At 62.4% G+C, this 20,052-nt stretch carries 18 protein-coding genes; 4 read left to right on the top strand and 14 right to left on the bottom strand.

All coding sequences use genetic code 11. The features are described from left to right. Window positions 1-8 precede the first annotated feature (8 nt). Genes phnK through phnG form a run of 5 tightly spaced genes read right to left on the bottom strand, consistent with a single transcriptional unit; the run spans window position 9 to window position 3,860 of the window. Window positions 9-785, bottom strand: coding sequence for a phosphonate C-P lyase system protein PhnK (gene phnK / locus C0V73_RS16485; RefSeq protein ID WP_102021080.1), 777 nt, complete (start codon window positions 783-785; stop codon window positions 9-11). Beyond that, window positions 782-1,675, bottom strand: coding sequence for an alpha-D-ribose 1-methylphosphonate 5-phosphate C-P-lyase PhnJ (locus C0V73_RS16480; protein ID WP_102021079.1), 894 nt, complete (start codon window positions 1,673-1,675; stop codon window positions 782-784). Before C0V73_RS16480 ends, phnK begins: the two co-directional genes overlap by 4 nt. Then, window positions 1,672-2,778, bottom strand: coding sequence for a carbon-phosphorus lyase complex subunit PhnI (locus C0V73_RS16475; RefSeq protein WP_102021078.1), 1,107 nt, complete (start codon window positions 2,776-2,778; stop codon window positions 1,672-1,674). The genes C0V73_RS16480 and C0V73_RS16475 overlap by 4 nt, the downstream gene beginning before the upstream one ends. A gap of 3 nt (window positions 2,779-2,781) precedes the next feature. Continuing rightward, window positions 2,782-3,390 (bottom strand): phosphonate C-P lyase system protein PhnH, encoded by a 609-nt coding sequence (phnH, locus tag C0V73_RS16470; RefSeq protein ID WP_102021077.1) that lies wholly within the window; start codon window positions 3,388-3,390, stop codon window positions 2,782-2,784. Then, window positions 3,390-3,860, bottom strand: a complete 471-nt coding sequence (phnG, locus tag C0V73_RS16465) for a phosphonate C-P lyase system protein PhnG (RefSeq protein WP_102021076.1) — start codon at window positions 3,858-3,860, stop codon at window positions 3,390-3,392. Before phnG ends, phnH begins: the two co-directional genes overlap by 1 nt. Before the next feature lie 102 nt (window positions 3,861-3,962). Here phnG and phnF point away from each other — a divergent pair, with 102 nt between their 5' ends. After that, a complete protein-coding gene (phnF, locus tag C0V73_RS16460) occupies window positions 3,963-4,682 on the top strand; it encodes a phosphonate metabolism transcriptional regulator PhnF (RefSeq protein ID WP_102021271.1) in 720 nt (239 codons plus the stop codon). A 65-nt stretch (window positions 4,683-4,747) separates the two neighbouring features. Here phnF and C0V73_RS16455 read toward each other — a convergent pair whose 3' ends face one another. Further along, window positions 4,748-8,995, bottom strand: coding sequence for a hypothetical protein (locus C0V73_RS16455; RefSeq protein WP_102021075.1), 4,248 nt, complete (start codon window positions 8,993-8,995; stop codon window positions 4,748-4,750). Between the two features lie 375 nt (window positions 8,996-9,370). Next, entirely contained in the window at window positions 9,371-10,060 is a 690-nt protein-coding gene (locus C0V73_RS16450; RefSeq protein WP_102021074.1) for a GntR family transcriptional regulator, read from the bottom strand. Window positions 10,061-10,219: 159 nt separating this feature from the next. Here C0V73_RS16450 and C0V73_RS16445 point away from each other — a divergent pair, with 159 nt between their 5' ends. Further along, a complete protein-coding gene (locus tag C0V73_RS16445) occupies window positions 10,220-10,906 on the top strand; it encodes a type 1 glutamine amidotransferase (RefSeq protein WP_102021073.1) in 687 nt (228 codons plus the stop codon). A 17-nt stretch (window positions 10,907-10,923) separates the two neighbouring features. On the opposite strand, the gene C0V73_RS16440 is transcribed toward C0V73_RS16445, so the two are convergent. Then, window positions 10,924-11,823: a LysR family transcriptional regulator gene (locus tag C0V73_RS16440; protein WP_102021072.1), complete on the bottom strand. Its 900-nt coding sequence runs from the start codon at window positions 11,821-11,823 to the stop codon at window positions 10,924-10,926. 123 nt (window positions 11,824-11,946) lie between these two features. Here C0V73_RS16440 and C0V73_RS16435 point away from each other — a divergent pair, with 123 nt between their 5' ends. Together C0V73_RS16435 and C0V73_RS16430 are read left to right on the top strand one after the other, a co-directional pair. Then, on the top strand, window positions 11,947-12,879 hold the full coding sequence (locus tag C0V73_RS16435) for a ring-cleaving dioxygenase (protein WP_102021071.1): 933 nt from the start codon (window positions 11,947-11,949) through the stop codon (window positions 12,877-12,879). Between the two features lie 54 nt (window positions 12,880-12,933). Then, window positions 12,934-13,542, top strand: a complete 609-nt coding sequence (locus C0V73_RS16430) for an alpha/beta hydrolase (RefSeq protein WP_102021070.1) — start codon at window positions 12,934-12,936, stop codon at window positions 13,540-13,542. Window positions 13,543-13,605: 63 nt separating this feature from the next. Here the strand turns inward: C0V73_RS16430 and C0V73_RS16425 are convergent, their stop codons facing one another. The 6 genes from C0V73_RS16425 to C0V73_RS16400 all read right to left on the bottom strand — a co-directional run bounded on the left by C0V73_RS16425 (window position 13,606) and on the right by C0V73_RS16400 (window position 20,032). Further along, window positions 13,606-14,622: a zinc-binding alcohol dehydrogenase family protein gene (locus tag C0V73_RS16425; protein WP_102021069.1), complete on the bottom strand. Its 1,017-nt coding sequence runs from the start codon at window positions 14,620-14,622 to the stop codon at window positions 13,606-13,608. Between the two features lie 81 nt (window positions 14,623-14,703). Then, window positions 14,704-15,675 carry an ABC transporter permease gene (locus C0V73_RS16420; RefSeq protein ID WP_102021068.1) on the bottom strand — a complete coding sequence of 324 codons (972 nt, stop codon included), beginning with the start codon at window positions 15,673-15,675 and terminating at the stop codon, window positions 14,704-14,706. Between the two features lie 50 nt (window positions 15,676-15,725). Continuing rightward, window positions 15,726-17,279, bottom strand: a complete 1,554-nt coding sequence (locus tag C0V73_RS16415; protein WP_102021067.1) for a sugar ABC transporter ATP-binding protein — start codon at window positions 17,277-17,279, stop codon at window positions 15,726-15,728. A gap of 100 nt (window positions 17,280-17,379) precedes the next feature. After that, window positions 17,380-18,366 (bottom strand): ABC transporter substrate-binding protein, encoded by a 987-nt coding sequence (locus C0V73_RS16410; RefSeq protein ID WP_102021066.1) that lies wholly within the window; start codon window positions 18,364-18,366, stop codon window positions 17,380-17,382. A 190-nt stretch (window positions 18,367-18,556) separates the two neighbouring features. Then, window positions 18,557-19,003, bottom strand: coding sequence for an RbsD/FucU domain-containing protein (locus C0V73_RS16405; protein WP_102021065.1), 447 nt, complete (start codon window positions 19,001-19,003; stop codon window positions 18,557-18,559). 9 nt (window positions 19,004-19,012) lie between these two features. Continuing rightward, entirely contained in the window at window positions 19,013-20,032 is a 1,020-nt protein-coding gene (locus tag C0V73_RS16400; RefSeq protein WP_102021064.1) for an aldo/keto reductase, read from the bottom strand. Window positions 20,033-20,052: the final 20 nt, after the last annotated feature.

The raw sequence follows: 20,052 nt of genomic DNA, 5'->3' as shown, positions 1-20,052 counted from the left end.
TTTCTCCGTCAGACCTGCAGGATCGAGGATACGAGCAGCTGGGTGTAGGGTTCGCGCGGGTCGTCGAGCACGCGGTCGGTCAAGCCTTGCTCGATCACGTGGCCGTCCTTCATCACCATCATGCGATGCGAGAGGAGGCGGGCCACCGCCAGATCGTGGGTGACGACAATGGCGGACAGGCCGAGGTCGTTGACGAGGCCGCGGACGAGATCGAGCAGGCGTGCCTGGACAGAGACATCAAGGCCGCCGGTCGGCTCGTCCATGAAGACCAGGCGGGGGCCGGTGACGAGATTGCGGGCGATCTGCAGGCGCTGGCGCATGCCGCCGGAGAAGGCGCGCGGCTGGTCGTCGATACGATCGGTCGATATTTCGACGCGCTCCAGCCATTCGCTGGCCGTCTGGCGTATACGGCCATAGTGGCGATCGCCGACGGCCATGAGGCGTTCGCCGACATTGGCGCCGGCAGAGACCGTCATGCGCAGGCCATCAGCCGGATTCTGGTGTACGAAGCCCCAGTCGGTTCGCATCAGGAAGCGACGCTCGGCCTCTCCCATGTGGTAGAGCTCGCGGTACTGGCCATCGCGCATGTGGTAGTCGACGCTGCCGGTCGTCGGCATCAGCCGGGTCGAGAGGCAGTTCAGAAGCGTCGTCTTGCCCGAGCCGCTTTCGCCGACGATGGCGAGCACTTCGCCGGGCCAGAGGTCGAAGGAGACCTCCTTGCAGCCGATGCGCTTGCCGTAAAACTTCGAGAGATTGCGGACCTTGAGAAGTGGCTGGTCGCTCATTCTGCGGCCTCCTTTTTCTGGAAGAGCATCTCGCCGACATGGCCTTCGGCCTGGCGTGTCTCGCAGTGGTCGGTATCCGAGCAAACGAACATCCGACCACCCTTGTCGTCGAGCACGACCTCGTCGAGATAGACATTGTGGGCGCCGCAGAGCGCACAGGGCTTGTCGAAGGTCTGGATCTCGAAGGGGTGATCCTCGAAGTCGAGACTGACGACGTCGGTATAGGGCGGGACCGCATAGATGCGCTTCTCGCGACCGGCGCCGAAAAGCTGCAGGGCTTCCGACATGTGCATCTTCGGATTGTCGAATTTCGGCGTCGGCGAGGGGTCCATCACGTAGCGGCCTTCGACCTTCACCGGATAGGCATAGGTGGTGGCAATGCGGCCGTGCTTGGCGATGTCCTCGTATAGCTTCACATGCATGAGGCCGTATTCTTCCAGCGCATGCATCTTCCGGGTCTCGGTCTCGCGTGGCTCCAGAAAGCGCAAGGGTTCGGGGATCGGCACCTGGTAGACCAGCACCTGACCTTCCCTGAGCTTCTCCTCCGGGATGCGGTGGCGCGTCTGGATGATCGTTGCTTCGCTCGTCTTCGTGGTGACCGCGACCTCGGCGACCTTCTGGAAGAAGGCGCGGATGGAGACGGCATTGGTCGTGTCGTCGGCGCCCTGGTCGATGACCTTCAGCGTGTCGTCGCGGCCGATGATCGAGGCCGTCACCTGGACGCCGCCGGTGCCCCAGCCATAGGGCATCGGCATCTCGCGCGAAGCGAAGGGCACCTGATAGCCGGGAATGGCGATCGCCTTCAGGATCGCGCGGCGGATCATCCGCTTGGTCTGTTCGTCCAGATAGGCGAAATTGTATGTGGCGAGTTCGGTTGCCGGCGCGGTCATTCTGCGGCCTCCTTCAGGTCAGTCTGTTCGGTTCGGGTGGCCTCGTGCTTGACCCGCATACGGCGGACGAGGTCGAGTTCGGCCTGGAAGTCGACGTAATGCGGCAGCTTCAGGTGCTCGACGAAGCCGGTCGCCTGGACGTTGTCGCAATGGGAAATGACGAATTCCTCGTCCTGGGCGGGGGCGACGACATCCTCGCCGAATTCCTCCGTGCGCAGCGCCCGGTCGACCAGCGACATGGACATGGCCTTGCGTTCGCCCTGGCCAAAGACAAGGCCGTAGCCGCGAGTGAACTGCGGCGGTGCCTTGGCCGAGCCCTTGAACTGATTGACCATTTGGCATTCGGTGACGCGGATCTCGCCGAGTGAAGCCGCAAAGCCGAGTTCCGGTACGTCGAATTCCACCTCGACCAGACCCATGCGGATTTCGCCGACAAAGGGGTGGGTGCGGCCATAGCCGCGCTGGGTCGAATAGCCGAGCGCGAGCAGGAAACCTTCGTCGCCGCGGGCGAGCGCCTGGAGACGCAGGTCGCGGGGCATCGGAAATTCCATCGGCTCGCGGGTGATGTCGCCGGCGATGTGATCCTCGGGCATCTCGCCATCCGGCTCGATCAGGCCTTCGCCATCGAGAATGTCGGAGACCCGCATGACATGCTCCAGACCTTCTTCGCGCTGGTCGCCTGTCTCCACCATGTTTTCTTCGAGAAGCGAGGGGTCGAGAAGGCGGTGGGTGTAGTCGAAGGTCGGCCCGAGCAGCTGCCCGCCCGGCAGATCCTTGTAGGTGGCCGAGACGCGGCGCTCGACGCGCATCTTGCCTGTTTCGATTGGTCGAGACGTGCCGAAGCGCGGAAGCGTCGTGCGGTAGGCGCGGAGCAGGAAGATCGCCTCGATCATGTCGCCGCGCGACTGCTTGAGAGCAAGTGCTGCCAGCGCACAGTCGTAGAGCGAGGCTTCTGCCATGACGCGGTCGACGGCGAGACCGAGTTGGGCGACGATCTGGTCGATCGTCACCGACGGCAGCCACCTGTCACCACGGCGGCGGTCGGCAAGCAGCTTGTGGGCGTTGGCGATGGCTTTCTCGCCACCCTTGACGGCAACATACATGGCTCAGACCTCCATCTCGCGGATCATGGTCGTGCGCGGCAGCGCGATGAAGCGGCGACCTGCGGTGAGGACCACGTCGACACCGCGCGGGAAGAGGGCGCGATTGTCGGCCCATTGGCGCAAGAAGGTCTCAGGCAAGCGCCTCGGGGCGATCGTTGCGGTGTCGCGGATACCGGGACCTGTCAGTTGCAGTGGCTTGCCGCCCTCGAGCGACGCGACCTCGATGACCAGCGTCGTCGAACGATCAGGGTATTCCTGGGTTCCCAGCGCAAATTGTGCCAGCGACGGGAACGGTGCGTCGGCCTCGACGAAGGCGAATTTGGCATCGGCCTTGGTGTTCGTCAGAGCGGCGCCTGTATGGAAGCCGATCCAGCCGGGCAGGGCGGATTTCGACAGGGCAGTCGTCATCCAGACCGGTGTATCGTGATCGCAGAGCGTCAGCAGGAGCGCGCCGGCTGCAATGCCGAGCGGCGCGGGCGGAGCTACTGGTACCTCCACGACACCTAGGGTGCCTGGCTGCGCCATGGCATCCATGACTGCCCGGAAAACCGTCTGTGCATGTGTCACGGCATCCGGGAAGCCGCCGTCCAGACTTTCGGTGTGTCCAATCATCAGTCTTCTCCGCGGACCATGGTGAAAAAGTCGACCTTCGTGGCCGCCGTTTCGGCTTCCAGCTTTTCCGCATCCGCCAGAAGGCGTGCTTCGATGGGTGCGAAGAGCCGTGTTTCGAGCGCTGCCCGTACCGCTTCGTCCTGCGCTACAGCGTCGAGCACGGCCGAGAGACTTGCCGCCCTCCGGTCCGTGCCGAGGCGATAGCCATGGCCGATCCGTCCGTCAGAGAGCCTGACGCTTGCGCGGCTCACCGTCGCTTCGCCGAGATTGAAGGGTGCGCCACCGCCGCCGATGCGACCCTTGACCATCACGAGGCCCGTTTCCGGACCGCGCAGTGGGTTAAAGACGGGCGCGGGGTCGAGTGATGAAAGGGCTGTTTCCAGCTCGGTCAGCGTTGCTCTGGCCAGCAGATCGACGATCCGCTTTCGATCGCTCTGCGCGCCGGTTTCAATTTCGTTGGCTCTGTCCATTGTCAGTCCTCGAAATGTCTAGTAATATAGACAACCATACAAGTTACTTTATGAGTAACCCGAGGTCGTGACAAGCTTGTGACAGGAGGACCGTTTCCGGTGATACAGAGACAGAAGGGTGTAGCCCTGTGGCGCCAGATTTCGGATCGGATCCGCGCCAATATCCTCTCAGGTCTCTATGACAGGACGGGCATGGTCCCGGCGGAAACTGCGCTTGCCGAGGAGTTCGGGGTCAATCGCCACACGGTGCGTGCAGCCCTCGCGGCCCTTCAGCAAGAGGGGATCGTCCGGGCAGCGCAGGGTCGCGGCACCGTGATTACCCGGCGCGACAAATTCGATTTTCCGATTGGCCGGCGTACACGCTTTACGGAAGGAATCGGCGAACAGGCGCGCGATCTGAAGGGCATCCTGCTATCGTCAGCGCAAGAGGTTGCGACGCCGGAATTGGTCGAGCGGCTGCGATTGGCGCAGGGCGCGCATGTCTTGAGGCTGGATGGGATCAGGAAGGCAGATGGACGTGCGGTCTCTCGATCGACGATGTGGTTTCCTGCCGAGCGTTTTGCAGGGATCGACAAGGCTTTCTCGGAGACGGGTTCCATAACCCGGGCTCTCTCGATGTGCGGCGTGGATGACTACCTGCGGGAGGTCACGGAGATCTCGGCAGTTCATGCGGAGCCGGACGACGTCGCGCATCTCGAACTGACGCCCGGCGCGATCGTGCTTGTCACCCGGGCCGTCAATACCGATCCCGAGGGGCGGCCAATTCAATATGCGATTACGCGTTTCGCCGCCGACCGGGTGCAGTTCACGATCCGCAATTGAGGCCGGTACGACGTCCGGTGCCTGACTACTCAGGAAGCCGGACGCCCGATTTTCGGCGTTAAGGTTCAGGTCGCCGCATAGGCGGCGAGAACCGCGGCAATCTGTTCAGGGCTCAGATTGTTCGACTGGGTCGCGCTGATCGCCTGGAGCTGTGCGGTGGTCATGTTGGAGATCTGACCCACTGTCAGCCCTGGCAGGGCCTGCTCGCTGATTGCAGCAATGTCATCGGCGGAGAAGGTCCGGAAGTTGTTGGCGCCAAGGGCCGACAACTGCGCGGAATTCAGCCCTGCGACCTGTGTCGGTGTCAGTGCCTCGGCTTGTCCGGCCGTCAGCGCGCTCACCTGTGCGACCGTCAGGCCGCTGATCGCCTTGGCGTCCATGGCGGCAACCTGCGATGTCGACAACCAGGCGACCCTATCGGTCCCGAGTGTTGCGAGCTGGATGGCGTTCATCGAACCGATCTGCGCGGATGTCAGCGCACCGACCTGATCCTGGGTCATCGCCCTCAGTTGGTGATAGGTCAGGCCGGCGACCTGGCCCGTCGTCAGGGCGGAGATCTGTTCGGGCTGCAATGTGGCGAAGATCGCGGGCGACAAGCCGCTCACTGCCGTCGGGGACAGTGCTGCGATGTCCGTCGCCGTCAGCGTTTCTAGAGCCGTCGAACTGAAGGCTGCCAACTGTGTTCCGCTCAGGGCGCCAAACTGCGCCGATGTCATCGCATCGACCTGGCTGGACGTCAGGGTCGCTATCTGCGCAGTGCTCAGGCCCGGAATGGCTTTGGGGGCGATGGCTGCAATCTGCGTTGTCGACAGGGCGGAAATGGTCCCGGCCGAGAGCGAGGCGATCTGGGTCGCGGTTAGCGCGCCGATCTGGGTTGCCGTCATGACGCCGAGCTGATCAGGTTTCAGCGCGTTCAACTGGTCGAAGGTCAAAGCACCGACCTGGGCTGCTGTCAGAACGCCGATCTGTTCCTGGCTGAGGCCCGCGATGTTGGCGGCCGACAGGCCCGTGATCGCTGCCGGCGAGATGGATGCCAGCTCGGTGTTCGACAGCGTTGCAAGCTGCGCCGAGGAGAGTGCGCCGATCTGTGTCGAGGTCAAAGCTGCGATCTGGGTCTGGCTCAGGCTGTCGATCTGCGTCGTCGACATGGAGGCGATCTGGGTCGCCGTCAGGCCCGGGATCGTCTTGACGTTCAGCGCTGCGATCTTATCGCTGGTCAGCGTGGCGAGGCTGTCATTGCTGAGCAGGGCCATCTGGCTTGCGCTGAGTGCGCCGATCTGTGTGGTCGAGAGAAGGGTTACCTGCTGGGGCGTGAGCGCACCGACCTGGCTTGGCGTCAAGGCCGTGATCTGGGCGGCAGTCAGTGCGGTGATCTGGTCGGCGCCCAGCACCGCGATCTGCTGTGTCGTCATGCCGGCGATCCCGGCAGCGCTGATCGCGGCAAGCTTCGTCGCCGGGAGGTTGGAAAGCTGGGTCGGCGTCAGCGCCGCGACCTGCGTTGCCGTCAGGGCACCCATCTGCGCGGTGGTCAGGGATTCGATCTGATTGGACGACAGAGCCGTGATCTGTGTCGTGGACAGTGCGGCGATGGCCGTCGTGCTCAAGGCCGCGATCTGCTCCTGAGACATCACGCCGAGCGATGCCGTCGTCAGGGCTGCAGCCTGGGTCGCACCAAAGCCGGCAACCTGCTTTGCGCTCAGCGCATCGACCTGGGTCGGGGTCAAGGCTGCCGTCTGGTCAGCACTCAATGCACCGAGCTGGGCCGGCGTGAGGGCTGCAATCTGATCGAGGTTCATGGCAGCGATGGTTTCAGCATCGATCCCGCTCAAGGCGCTCGTCGTGATGGCTGCCATCTCTGCCGGCTGGAACGCCAGGATATCTGCCGCGCGCATGGCGCCGAGCTGCGCTGCGGTCAGGCCCGCAACCTGGGTTGCCGTCATCGCCTCGACCTGATCGGACGACATTGCCGCGATCTGATCGGTGCTCAAGGCTGCAATCGTCCGAGCGGACAGGCCGGCGATCTGTTCACGCGACAGCGATGCGATGTTGCTCGGCGACAGGGACGCGATCTGGGCTGCGGTCACGGCCTGCAACTGGCTGGCGCTCAGCGATGCAAGTTGGGTCGGCGTGAAGGCAACGACCTGCTCGTTTTTCATCGCCGCGATCTGCGCGGAGGTCAGCTTCGCAATCTGTTCGAGGCTCAGGCTGTCGATCTTGTCGGCTGAGATCGAGGAGATGGCGCTTGTTGAAATCGCGGCAATCTCGGCTGGTGTGAGGGCTGACAGCTGCACTTCGGACAAGGATCCGATCTGGGCGCCGCTCATCTTCGAGATCTGTGCAGAGTTCAGTCCATCGATCTGGTTGTCCTCGAGGGCGGCAATCTGATCCGTGGTCAGCCCCGTGATCGAGGCGGCCGCGATGGCGCCGACCTGCGAGGGCGACCATGCCTTTACCGCCGGCACCGATAGGGCGGACAGCTGAGCGGCACTCAAAGCTGCAATCTGGCCGTTGCTCATCGCTTCGGTCTGGAATGCGGTGAGGCCCGCGACCTGCTCGGCCTTCAGAGCCCGGATCTGGGTCGCCGTCAGCGCTGCTACCTGATCGGGCGCCAGGGTTGCGATGCGTTCCGGCGTCAGGCCGGTGATCGCCTTGGCACTGATGGCGGCGATTTTCACTGGGCTCATTGCCGCGACGGATTCAGCCGGCAAGGCTGCTACCTGGGCTGCTGAGAGCGCACCAATCTGGGTGGTGGAGAGGGCGTCGAGCTGATCTGCAGTGAGCGACCCGATCTGGTCGACAGTCAGGCCGGTGATGGCGCGTGCGCTGAGCGCTGCGATCTGTTCCTCAGAGAAGCTGGCAATCGCATCTTCCGGCATGGCTGCGATCTGCACACCGGTCAGCCCGCGCACCTGTGTCGGTGTGAAGCCTGCGATCTGGTCCGGTGTGAACGCAGCCGCCTGGGTCGCCTTCAGCGCCGAAATCTGCGAGGTCGTCATGGATGCGACCTGGGTGACGCTCAGAGAGGAGATCTGATCCGTTGTCAGCCCCGTCACGGCTGACACGCTGATCGCGCCAAGCTGGGTTGGAGACAGGGCTCCGATCTGGGCCGTCGACAGGCTGCCGATCTGGCTGGCATTCATCGCGGCGATCTGTGCCGTGGTGAGGCTCTTCAGCTGATCGGTGCTCATCGCCGCGAGTTGGCCGGCACTCAAGCCGGCCACGGCCTTCGACGGCAGTGCTGCAATCTGCGTGGTGGTGAAGCCCTCAATCGCGGATGTCGGCAGGGCGGCAATCTGGGTTGGGCCCAGCGCTCTGATCTGTGTGGTGGTGAGGGCGGCCAGCTGGTCTTCAGTGAAGGCCGACATCTGTGTGCGGGTGAGCGCCGCAATCTGGGCCCCCGTCATCGCCGATGTCTGGGACGGAGACATGCCGGCGATATGATCCGCGGTCAGGCCGGAAATGGCGCGGGGATTGATGGCCGCAATCTGGCCGTTCGAAAGGCCGGCAACTTGCTCGACAGAGAGCGCGCCTAGTTGCTTCGAGGTCAGAGCCGTCATTTGCGCATTGGTGAGGGCTCCGATCTTTTCGTTGCCGAGCGCTGCGATCTGGGTCGTTGTCAGCCCCGTCACGCCACGGGCGCTGATAGCGGAAAACTGTGTCGTCGAGAGGGCGCCGAGCTGTTCCGTCGTCATTGCCCCGACCTGCGTGGGGCTGAGCGCTGTAATCTGGCTGTTGGAGAAAGCTGCAACCTGCTCAGGTGTCAGTGCCGCGATCTGCGCCGGCGTCAGAGCCGAGATCTGTGTCGTCTTGAGTGCCGCAATCTGGGTGGTGGTGAGACCCGCCAGTCTTTCCGGCGATTGTCCCCTCAGGGCGGCCGTGTTGATGGCGGCCATGTCTTCGGCCGAGAAGGTCGCCAGATCCTCGGCGCTGAAGGCGCTGAGCTGGGTCGCGGTCAGTTTTGCCACTTGCGCAGGCGTCAGGGCCTCGGACTGTTCGGTGCTCAGTCCGCCTAGCTGGCTTGCCGAGAGTGCCGCAACCTGCGCCACCGCCAGGCTTGAAACATCTTCCGTCGAGAGGGCGGTGATCTGGTCAAGGGTAAGACCGGTGATCGAGCGCGGGGCAATGGCCTTCAACTGCGCGGTCGACAGCCCTGCTACAGCCTCAGTCTGGAGGGCGGAAATCTGCGACGACGTCAGCGCGTTGACCTGCGTGCTCGAAAGCTGGCTCACCTCCTCGTCGGACCAGGAGCTCACGGTCGAATTGGGCAGTGCCCGGATCTGGGCGGGGCTGAGCAGGGAAATGGGCGACGTCATGTCTATCGGCCTCTTGTTTTCAAACGAATGCGCTCAAAAGTGTTTCACCGGCTTGCATCCATCTGATCGAGGCTATGCGTCTCAACATTTTCAGCGCGTTCCGGCACAAGGTCTCGCCCGGCAGTTCGTTAGACCACCCAGCATGATGCCGTTTTATTCGCCAAGGCTTGCCTGAGCCTGTGCTGTCACATCTCCCGGTTGGTCAAAGGTGTCGGGTGGTGGAGGCGGCGAATGGCGCCGCGGCCGGTATGGCGCCGATCGGGTCGACATTCTGCAGTCAAATTGCAGCCTTGGGATGCAGCGGCGCGCGCGATTTGGCTCCCTCCCGTTGCGGCATGCGCTGTGAAAGCGGGCCTTAGCATCAGTTTCTGCTGCTTAGCTGGTCGCTCTCGGTACAGATGATGCTTCCTCACGCAGGAAATGCCGGCCGAGATGACCGACACCGTCCTGGATATCTGCTTCGATCGCCTTTGCGAGGGCTTGCATGTCATTGGCCCGGATCGCGTCCATCGCTTCGGCGTGGCGGTCGATGCGATAACTTTCTTCGAGCTTTGCAGTCGCCAGACGCATGAAGGGACCGAGGCGCAGCCAGACGGACTCGATCAGTTCGAGCAGAACGCCGCTCGCCCCCGGCTCATACAAGGTGCGGTGGAACAGGAAGTTGAGCTCCGTCGAGCGGAGCAGATCATCGGTGCCATAGGCCTGGTCAATCTCCGCATCGATCACCTGCAGCCGCTTCAGCCTTGCCATGTCGATATGGGGCAGCGCCCGCATGGCCGCGAGCGTTTCGAGGGCGGTGCGGGCGGCGATGATCTCCTCGAATTTTAAGAGGGTCATTTCCGGCACGCGGACGCGGCGATTGTCGAGATATTCGAGCGCACCATCCGCGACCAGGCGATGCAGAGCCTCGCGCACGGGCATGGCGCTTACCCCGAGGTCATCGGCGACGCCATTGATAGTGATCGCCAGACCAGGGGCGACTGCGCCCGACATGATACGGGCACGCAGCGTCCGGTAGACGCGCTGCTTGCGTGATTCCTCCGCCTTGCGTTCCTCGATCGCCATGGTTCGACCGCGTTCTCCCTGTTTGTTATCGATGTCCGTTGCCTGACATTCGGGGTTCGGACATTTACCCTCTTGAAATTTGATCAAACTAACATTTGGTATAGTCAGACGGAGTGCAAGGCCTGAAGGCCTTCATTCGCGACGTTCCAGGAAACTCACATGACCGCAAAGACAATCGGCATCCTCGTCACCGGCCATTCGCCTGCCGAACTCGCGAACCAGTATGGCAACTACGCCGACATGTTTGCCGCTCTGCTCGGCAAATTCGATTTCACCTTCAAACGCTATTTCGTTGTGGACGGCGAGTTTCCGGACAGCCCGACAGACGTCGATGGCTGGCTGCTCACGGGTTCCAAGTTCGGCGTCTACGAGGATCACCCGTGGATCCGCCAGCTCGAAGATTTCATCCGACAGGTGCATGCGGCCAAGGTTCCGATGGTCGGCATCTGCTTCGGCCATCAGGTGATGGCGAAAGCGCTCGGTGGCGAGGTCGAGAAGTTCAAGGGTGGCTGGTCTGCAGGCCCCGTGACCTACAAGCGTTCCGATACGGGTGAGGAGCAGGTCCTGCTTGCCTGGCATCAGGACCAGGTGATCCGCGTGCCTGAGGGGGCTGAGGTCGTCGGCAAGACGGATGCTTGCGAGAACGCCGTCATTCGCTACGGCGACTGGGGGCTTTCCTACCAGCCGCATCCGGAGTTTTCGCCGCGCTTCTTCGAGGGACTGGCAGAGGCGCGCAAGGCCGCCATTCCCGAGCCCCTGTTCGAACGGGTGAAGAAGGTCGATGTGCCGATCGCAACCGACAAGATCGCCCAAGAGATCGGCGAGTTTCTCGGGCGCGACCGCTGAAGCGGGGCAGGACGCGTCTAAGCGTCCCAGCTTTCCTTGATGAAGGCCTCGAAGAAATCCGAGAAGGTTGCCACTCGAAGCGGTAGCTGCTCATAGGGCGGGTAGTAGAGCGTCAGCCAGATCTCGGGCGTGTTCCAGCCCGGCAGCACTTCGACGAGCTTGCCCGCGCGCAATTCCTCGTCAACGATGAAGCGGGGGAGGAGGGCGATGCCTTCTCCTGCGATCGCAAGCTTGCAGAGAAAATCACCGTTGTTGATCGAGAACCGGCCACGCGCTTCGACGGTCCTGACTTGTCCCGGTCGGCTCAGCTCCCAGGTCTCGGTCTTCGACTGATCGTGATAGCTGAGGCATTCGAGTGTCGTAAGATCCTCGGGCACCTTGGGTGTGCCATGGCGGGCCAGGAAGGATGGCGAGGCGACCAGCAGGCGCGACACCGGACGGATCTTGCGCCAGATCGTCGACTTGTCTGTCGGTGGACCCGAGATGCGGATCGCGAGGTCGTAATTCTCCTGGAGGATGTCGACGAAGCGGTCGGACAGTTCGATCGCGACGCTGGTGCGTGGGTGCATGATCGAAAACTGCGACAGCACCGTGGGCAGTACTTTCATTCCGAGCGACATGGGTGCCGAAACCCGGAGCGACCCTGCCGTCACCTTCTGCAGGTCCCGGGTTTCCTCCGTCGCCCGAGCAAGACCTTCGACCAGCGGCGCGACGCGGGCCGCATATGCGGCACCGGCCGAAGTCAATGAGACTTTCCGCGTTGTGCGCAACAGGAGCTGCACACCAAGCTGTTCTTCGAGGGCTGAGACCGTACGCGTGACCGAAGCCGGCGTCATGGCGAGCAGGCGCGCCGCTGCGCTGAAGCTGCTTTGGTCAGCGACCGTCAGAAAGGTCCTGATGGCTTCGAGTTCGCCCATCGGATTGTTGCTCCAAGTGAAATAATATCCGCAATATTACAGCTATTCTCAATCGAAAAGCGATGGCCCATATTCCGTTCAACAGAACAAAGCCGGCGCGATTGCCGGGAAAGGATCAGAGCCATGCTTACCCAGATCAAAGGCCTGCATCACGTTACCTCGATGGCAGCGGATGCCCAGGAAAACAACGATTTCTTCACGAAGACCCTCGGCCTTCGCCGGGTCAAGAAGACCGTCAACTTCGACGCGCCCGACGTCTACCACCTCTATTACGGGGACGAAGTCGGCAATGCCGGATCGGTCATGACCTATTTCCCGTTTGCCAATATGGGCAAGGGTGGTCGTGGTGCCGGTGAAGTCTCCGAGACCGTCTTCTCTGTGCCGAAGGGTGCACTCGGTTTCTGGCAGGAACGCCTGTCGAAACAAGGCGTAAAGGAACTCGGCTCCTATTCGCTCTTCGGTGAAGACCGTCTGCGTTTTGCTGGCCCTGATGGTGACGGCTTTGCGCTGGCCGAAGTCGATGGCGACAGCCGCGTGCCCTTCGCCGGTGGTCCGGTTGGGCTTTCGGAAGGGGTTCACGGTTTCCGCGGTGTGACCATGCGGCTGCGCGACGAAGGTGCGACCGGCGAACTCCTGAAGTTCATGGGCTACCAGCCCGTCGACAAACAGGGTGACTTCGTTCGCTACGCGGTCACCGGCGGCAATGGTGCCGACTATATCGATCTCGAAGTTCTGCCGGGTGCATCGCATGCCCAGCAGGGTGCAGGTTCGGTCCACCACGTCGCCTTTGCCGTGGAAGACCGTGCGGCCCAGCTCGAAGTTCGCAAGGCGCTGCTCGACACGGGTTACCAGGTGACGCCGGTCATCGACCGTGACTACTTCTGGGCGATCTATTTCCGCACGCCGGGTGGTGTGCTGTTCGAAATCGCCACGAACGAGCCAGGCTTCAACCGTGACGAAGATACGGCTCATCTCGGCGAGGCGCTGAAGCTGCCGACCCGCTACCAGCAGTATCGCTCGCAGATCGAAGCCCATCTGACCCCGATCAAGGACTAATCGCAGAGAGGGGGCGATGCCTGACGGCGTCGTCCCTGTTGCGGAGGAACCAATATGGCAATCGATAGCTACATCCACCTCTACCAGGCACCGCAGGGTGGCGCACCGCTAGTCTTCACATTCCACGGCACCGGCGGCGACGAACATCAGTTTCCGGGGCTCGTGAACCGGATCCTGCCCGAGGCCGGGATCGTCTCGCCACGCGGTGACGTCTCGGAATACGGCGCTGCGCGCTTCTTCAAGCGCACAGGCGAAGGTGTCTATGACATGGCCGATCTCGCAGAGAGAACGGGGAAGATGGCGGGTTTCATCCGCGCGCACAAGGAGAAGAACCCGGATCGCCCGATCTACGGGCTCGGTTACTCGAATGGTGCGAATATCCTTGCTTCCGTTCTGTTCGAAGCCCCCGACCTCTTCGACCGCGTGATCCTGATGCATCCGCTGATCCCGTTCGATCCGCCGGCACAGCCGGGGCTTTCGGATGTTGCGGTGCTCGTGACTGCCGGCCAGCGGGATCCGATCTGCCCGCTACCGCTTACCGAACGGCTGACGGCCTATTTCGAGGCGCAAGGCGCCCAGGTCGAGACCTTCCTGCATCAGGGGGGGCACGAGGTTTCGCAAGGCGAAGTCGACGCGATCGCCGCCTTCCTGCAGAAGCCCTGACATCACGCACACGAAACGCAAATGGCCCGCAGATAAGCTGCGGGCCTGTTTTCGTCTCGGCTATCAGCCGATCTGGATAAGGGCCTTGATCAGGCCGGATTTTTCGCGTGCCCAGCGCGGTAGATCCGTCGCGAGATCTGCCAGGGTCGTCCGATGCGTGATCAGCTGGTCGATCGGGACGAGGCCATCGGCGATCGATTTGCGGACATGATCGAAATCGACGCGGGTCGCGTTGCGGCTGCCGATCAGCATCATCTCGCGCTTGTGGAATTCGGGGTCGGAGAAGGTGATGTCCTCCTTGACCACGCTGACCAGCACCAGGCTTCCACCATGGGCAACGAAGCGGAAGGCGCGCTCCATCGAGGGGCGATAGCCGGTGGCGTCGAAGACCACGTCGAAGCCGTCTCCTCCGGTCAATTCCCCGACCGCAGACTCTAGGGTGTCGTCGGCCAGAAGACCTGATGTGAAGCCGAGGCGATCCGCAGCCATGGACAGGCGCTCGCTGCTGGTGTCGAGCAGGGTCACGTCATGTCCGGCAATGCGCGCAAAGATCGCTGTGCCAAGCCCGATCGGGCCTGCCCCGATGACCAGTGCTCTGGATCCCGCGGGCGCCATGGAGCGACGGACGGCATGGGCGCCGATGGCCAGAAATTCGACGGTGGCCGCGGCTTCCGGGGATAGGTCGTTAGCGGGATAAAGGTTGATGGCAGGGACCGTGATCTCCTCGCACATTGCCCCATCCGTATGGACACCGAGCACGCGAATATTCGTGCAGCAGTTTGGCTTGTCCTTGCGGCAGGCGATGCATGTGCCGCAGGCGATATAGGGATTGACGATCACCTTCGTGCCGGCACCCAAGTCGACGCCGTCACCCGCCTCGACGATGGTTGCCGAGATCTCGTGGCCCATGACGCGCGGATATTCGAGGAAGGGGTGCTTGCCTTCGAAGATATGATAATCCGTCCCGCAGATGCCGACATGGCTGATCGCGATGCGGGCTTCGCCCTTTTCTGGACGCGGTGCCGGATCGCGATCGACGATCTCGAGACGGCCCGGTTCGACACACAATGCGGCCTTCATGCTTATTCCTTTCGGCTGCCCGGCAAGGTTTGACGAAAAAAAAGGGGATGCCATTCGCGGCACCCCCACCTTGGGAAATTCTCAGCGGCTGCCGCGGCGGCGAAGCTGGTCGAAATAGACGATCAGGATGATCAGGGCACCGGTGATGATGCGCTGCCAGAAGGAGTTGACGTTCATCAGGTTGGCACCGTTGTTGATCGTCGCCAGAATGAAGGCGCCGAGCAGCGGGCCCTGGACGGAACCAACGGCGCCGAACAGGCTTGTGCCGCCGATGACCGAGGAGGCGATTGCCTGCAGTTCCCAGCCTTCTGCCTGGGTGGCGTTGCCGATCCCGATGCGCGACGCAAGCAGGATGCCGACGAAGGCAGCACAGGTCGAGGACAGGATATAGGCCATGTAGATCGTGCGGTTGACGTTAACGCCGGAGAGACGCGCCGCCTCACTGTTGGAGCCGACCGCGAAGAGATAGCGACCCCAGCGGCTCAAGTGCAGGAAGATATAGGCCGGCACGGCGACGACGATGACCATCCAGAAGAGACTGGGCACACCGAGGAAGTCTGCACGGGCGAAGTTGGTGAAGGCCTCGTTGGAGATCGAGATGGTCGAACCATTGGTGATCAAGAGGCCGATGCCGCGGAGCGAAGTCAGCGTTGCGAGCGTGATGATAAAGGCCGGAAGCCCCATGCGCACGATGCCGAAAGCGTGGAACATGCCGATGGCAACACCCATCAGCAGCGTGAGGATGATCGCAAGCCAGACAGGCAGGCCCGCCGCCAGGAGCCATGCCAGAATGACGCTGGCAAACCCGACCACAGCGCCGACCGACAGATCGATGCCGGCGGTAATGATGACGAAGGTCTGGCCGACGGCGAGGATCGCCGTCATCGCACCCTGACGCAGCAGGTTGCTGATGTTGTTGGGTGTCCAGAAGCTGTTGGTGGCAAAGCCAAGGAGCAGCCAGAGGAAGAGCAAGAGGCCGAGCAGCGTGAGGCTGAAGAGGATGCTCATGCCCCTCTTCGGTGCGACCTTGGTCTCGGTGGTGTCGGTGCTCATCTTTGTCCTCCCAGTCGTCTTTTCATGTCGTTGTTTGCGGGGATCTCGTCTCAGACGCCGATCGCCTCGGTCAGCACGTCTTCATGCGATGCGGTTCGATAGTCATGGCTCGCCACCAGTTTTCCCTGACGGAAGACATGCAGGCGGTCCGACAGCTCATAGACCTCCGGCAGGTAGGACGAGATCAGGATGATGCCGGCACCCTGCTTCAGGAGTTCCGCGAAGAGCCTGTAGATCTCGGCCTTCGTTCCGACGTCGACGCCGACGGTCGGTTCGTCGAAGATGAAGAGGCGCGCGCCGTGGCTCAGCCACTTGCCGATGACGATCTTCTGCTGGTTCCCGCCGGACATGGCGGAGGCCAGCACGGCACGAGTCGGCGTCTTGATCTTCAGATCGTTGATCTGCTTGTCGGCGTTGCCAGCTTCCAGTTTTGGGCTGATGGTGAGGCCCCGGCTCAGGCGTCCGAAGACCGGCAGGTTGATGTTGAGGCCGATCGGCAGGTTGAGGCAGAGGCCCTGGTCGCGCCGGCTTTCAGGGGCGAGCGCGATACCGAGGTCCATGGCCTTGCGTTCAGTATCGATGACGACCTTCTTGTCGTCCCAGAAGACTTCGCCTGCCGTCAGTTTGTGACGGCCATAGAGGCCGAGCGCAAATTCGCTGCGGCCAGCACCGATCAGGCCGTAGAGGCCTACGATTTCGCCCGAGCGGACCGAAAGCGAGACATCCGAGAAACCTGGGCCGGAAAGGCCCTTCGCCTCAAGGATGGTGGCACCGATCGGCAGCTTTTCCTTGTGGTAGATCTGCTCGATCGAGCGGTTGATCATCAGCGAGATGAGTTCGGCGTCGTTGGTCTCGCCGATCAGGCGGGTGCCGACATGGGTGCCGTCGCGCAGAACCGAGACGCGGTCCGCGAGTTCGAAGACCTCTTCCATGCGGTGGCTGATATAGACGATGGTTACGCCTTCGGACTGCAGGCGGCGGATGAGGCGGAAGAGTTGGGCGGATTCCTGGCGCGTCAGATAGGCCGTCGGTTCGTCGAAGATTATAAAACGGATACCGCGCATCGCGGCTTTGGCGGTGGCGATCAGCTGCTGCTGGCCGATCGTAAGATTGGCGAGGATTTCGCCGGCCGGCAAATTGAAGCCGAGGTCGTCGAGGACGTTTTGCGCAGCCTGCGTCATGGCGCGCTGGCGCATGATGCCGCCCGATGACATCTCGTCGCCGAGGAACATGTTGGCGGCGACCGAGAGATGCGGGCAGAGAACGACTTCCTGGTGCACGGCATTGATGCCGCGCTGGATCGCTTCGTTCGGCGTGGCGAGCGCGACCGGCTTGCCGCACCAGCGGATCTCGCCCGATGTGCGCGGAATGACGCCGGTCAGAAGCTTGATGAGTGTGGATTTTCCGGCACCGTTTTCGCCGACGATGGCGTGGATTTCACCGGCGAGGAATGTCACGGTCGCGGGCTTCAAAGCCTCGACGGCACCATACTTCTTCTGCAGGCCGATGAGCTCGAGGATCGGCGTTCCCGGCGGGATGCGATCGGTCTCTAGCAGTTCCGGCGCGTCGTCGTGCCGGTGGCTCACATCGTGCAGCGAAGTCATGTCATTCCTCCCGTAAAGCAGCGAAACCGGCCGACGCCTCCCGCGTCCGCCGTTTCCGGTTCGGCACGCGCGACCTGTGCCGCGCGTGCCGAAGTCTCGATCAGTTGACCTTCGGGTTCAGAAGGGCATCGATCTTGGGGTCGGCCATGTTGGCCTGGGTCACGAGGTTTGCACCGGTGTCCACGAAGGTCTCGACCTTCTCGCCCTTGGATACGGCGAGTGCTGTCTTCACGCCGTCGTAGCCCATGCGGTACGGATCCTGGACGACGAGACCGGCAAGTACGCCTTCCTTGAGGAAGCCGACGGTCTTTTCATCCGAGTCGAAGCCGATGACCTTGATCTTGTCGCCGAGCTTATTTTCAGCGATCGCCTGGCCGACGCCCTGCGCCATGATCAGGTTCGAGGCGAAGACGCCAACAATGTTCGGGTTGGCGGTGATCAGGTCGGTCATCATGTTGAGGCCGGTCGTGGCCTGGCCATCGGCAAAGCGGTCGACGGTCACCTTGATGCCCGGATACTTGGTCTTCATCTGGTCGAGGAAGCCTTCGCGGCGCTGGTCGAGCGAACCGACGCCCGGCAGGCTGGTGATGATGGCGACTTCGCCTTCTTCCTTGCCGGTCGCTGCCTTGATGGCGGCTGCAAGGCCATCAGCTGCGATACGGCCACCCTGGACGTTGTCTGTGGTGAGGAACGAGGTGAAGGCCTTGGAGTCGGCGCCGGAGTCGATGCCGATGATCGGAACCGCCTTGGCTGCTTCGTCGATTGGCTTGCCGAGCGCCTTGAACTCGGTCGGCGAGATCACGACGGCGGCAGGTGCGCCGGCAACTGCGTTCTCGAGAATGCTGATCTGGCCATTGATGTCAGACTCGGACTGAGCACCGAGTTCCGGCACGTTCACGCCGAGGTCCTTGCCGGCCTGGCGGGCGCCGGCGAGCACGATCTGCCAGTAGAAGGACGTGGTGTCCTTGACGATGATCGGAATGGTCACGTCCTGTGCGAAGGACGCGGCCGGCATCATCGACGTCATCATTGCAGCGCCGGCGATCCCCATCAGGGCGCGGCGAGTCATGCTCTTCAGAATGGTCATTGTGGTTCTCCTCTCAACGCGTCCTGTTCCTCCGGTGAGATCGACCTGCAGAACGCAACCGGGTCGATCTTTATCGATAAAAAACATTTTATCGAGGCACGCTACTCCAGCATTCTGGAGAATGCAAGCAGGCAAAATGGGCTCCTCCGAACTCACTTTTGCCTTGAAATCCAGGGCCTCCCGGGCCTCCTCAGACCCGGTGAACATCTTCCGGATAGACGACGCCCTTCTTCAGGATGACGTTGCCGTAAATCCGCAATTCGGTGGTCGCGACGATGTAGGCCGCCGTTTGGGCGCGCTCGTAAAAGGCGAAGCGCTCAAGGCTTTCGAGCTGGAAGTCGCCGGCGAGTTTCGTGATCATCGACTGGAACTCGGCGCAGATCTCGGGGACCGCATGGGGGTCACCGACGACCTGCATGCGCCAGGCCGCATCCTCGACGAACTGGTCGAGCGGCATGTGGGCGAGGATCGCCTCCAGGATCTCGACGGCGCCGACGCCGTCCGCCCGGATGACCGGCGGACCCATGGTGCTTGCCGGGAAATTGCCGTCGGCAATGACGATCTCGTCGCCGTGTCCCATCGTGGCAATAGCATGCAGCAGGCCAGGTCCGAGCAGGGGATGGATGCCTTTCAGCATGACGTACTCCTATTCCCGGACAGCCGCATCGCCGAGAGGCGGTGCAACGAGTGTGTGTGCCTCGAAGGGTGCGAAGGCGGAGGCCGGCAGTTCCTCTGACGTCAGCGCCATGTTGCGATGGAGGCTTTCCGGCTTTGCCGTACCGATGATGACGGAGGCGACCGCCGGATGGTGCAACGGGAACTGCATTGCGAACTGGGCGAGCGGCTTGCCGGCCTGCTTCGCCACGTCTTCCATCGCGCGCACCTTGTCGAGCACATCGTCGGTTGCGGGGGTATAGTCGAAATGCGCGCCCGGAACGGCGCCCGTCGCCAGGATGCCGGAGTTGAAGACGCCGCCGGCGGTGATCGATGTGCCGCGCTTCTCGCAGAGCGGCAGCAGTTCCTCGACGGCAGAGCGATCGAGCAGTGAATAGCGGCCGGCCATCAGGATGACGTCGATATCGATGTCAGCCATCATCTCCAGGCAGGCGGGGACCTCGTTGACACCGAGGCCAAAGGCCTTGATCGCGCCAGAGGATTTCAGCTGGTCGAGGGCCTTGTAGCCGCCGTCGCGCAGTTGCTTCACATAGCGATCGTTGACTTCGCGGCCATGGGTGTAGACGCCGATATCGTGGACATAGAGGATGTCGATGCGGTTCAGGCCGAGGCGGGCGTAGCTGAAATCGACCGAGCGCATGATGCCGTCATAGCTGTAGTCGTAGACCAGCTTGAAGGGCAGAGGATCGACGAAGCCGACATTTGGAATCTGGTCCTTCGGCACCGGTGCCAGCAGACGGCCAACCTTGGTGGAGAGCACATAGCTGTCTTCCGGCTTGTCGCGCAGGAAGTCGCCGACGTAACGCTCGGCCTGCCCAAAGCCGTAATGCGGGGCCGTATCGAAATAGCGGATGCCGTGATCCCAGGCCGCCTGCAGCGTGGCGATGCCGACATCGCGGGGGCAGGGGCGATAGAGGCCACCAAGCGGTGCGGTGCCGAAGGAGTATTCGGTCACTTCGAGGGCGGTCTTGCCGATGCGTCTCGTCTTCATGCTCATATCCGGATCCCAGT

Source organism: Rhizobium sp. TH135, from assembly GCF_002855515.1.
In the GTDB taxonomy this organism is placed as follows: domain Bacteria; phylum Pseudomonadota; class Alphaproteobacteria; order Rhizobiales; family Rhizobiaceae; genus Allorhizobium.
The sequence above is the reverse complement of the archived record's forward strand: the minus strand, read 5'-3'. Positions and strand labels throughout refer to the sequence as shown.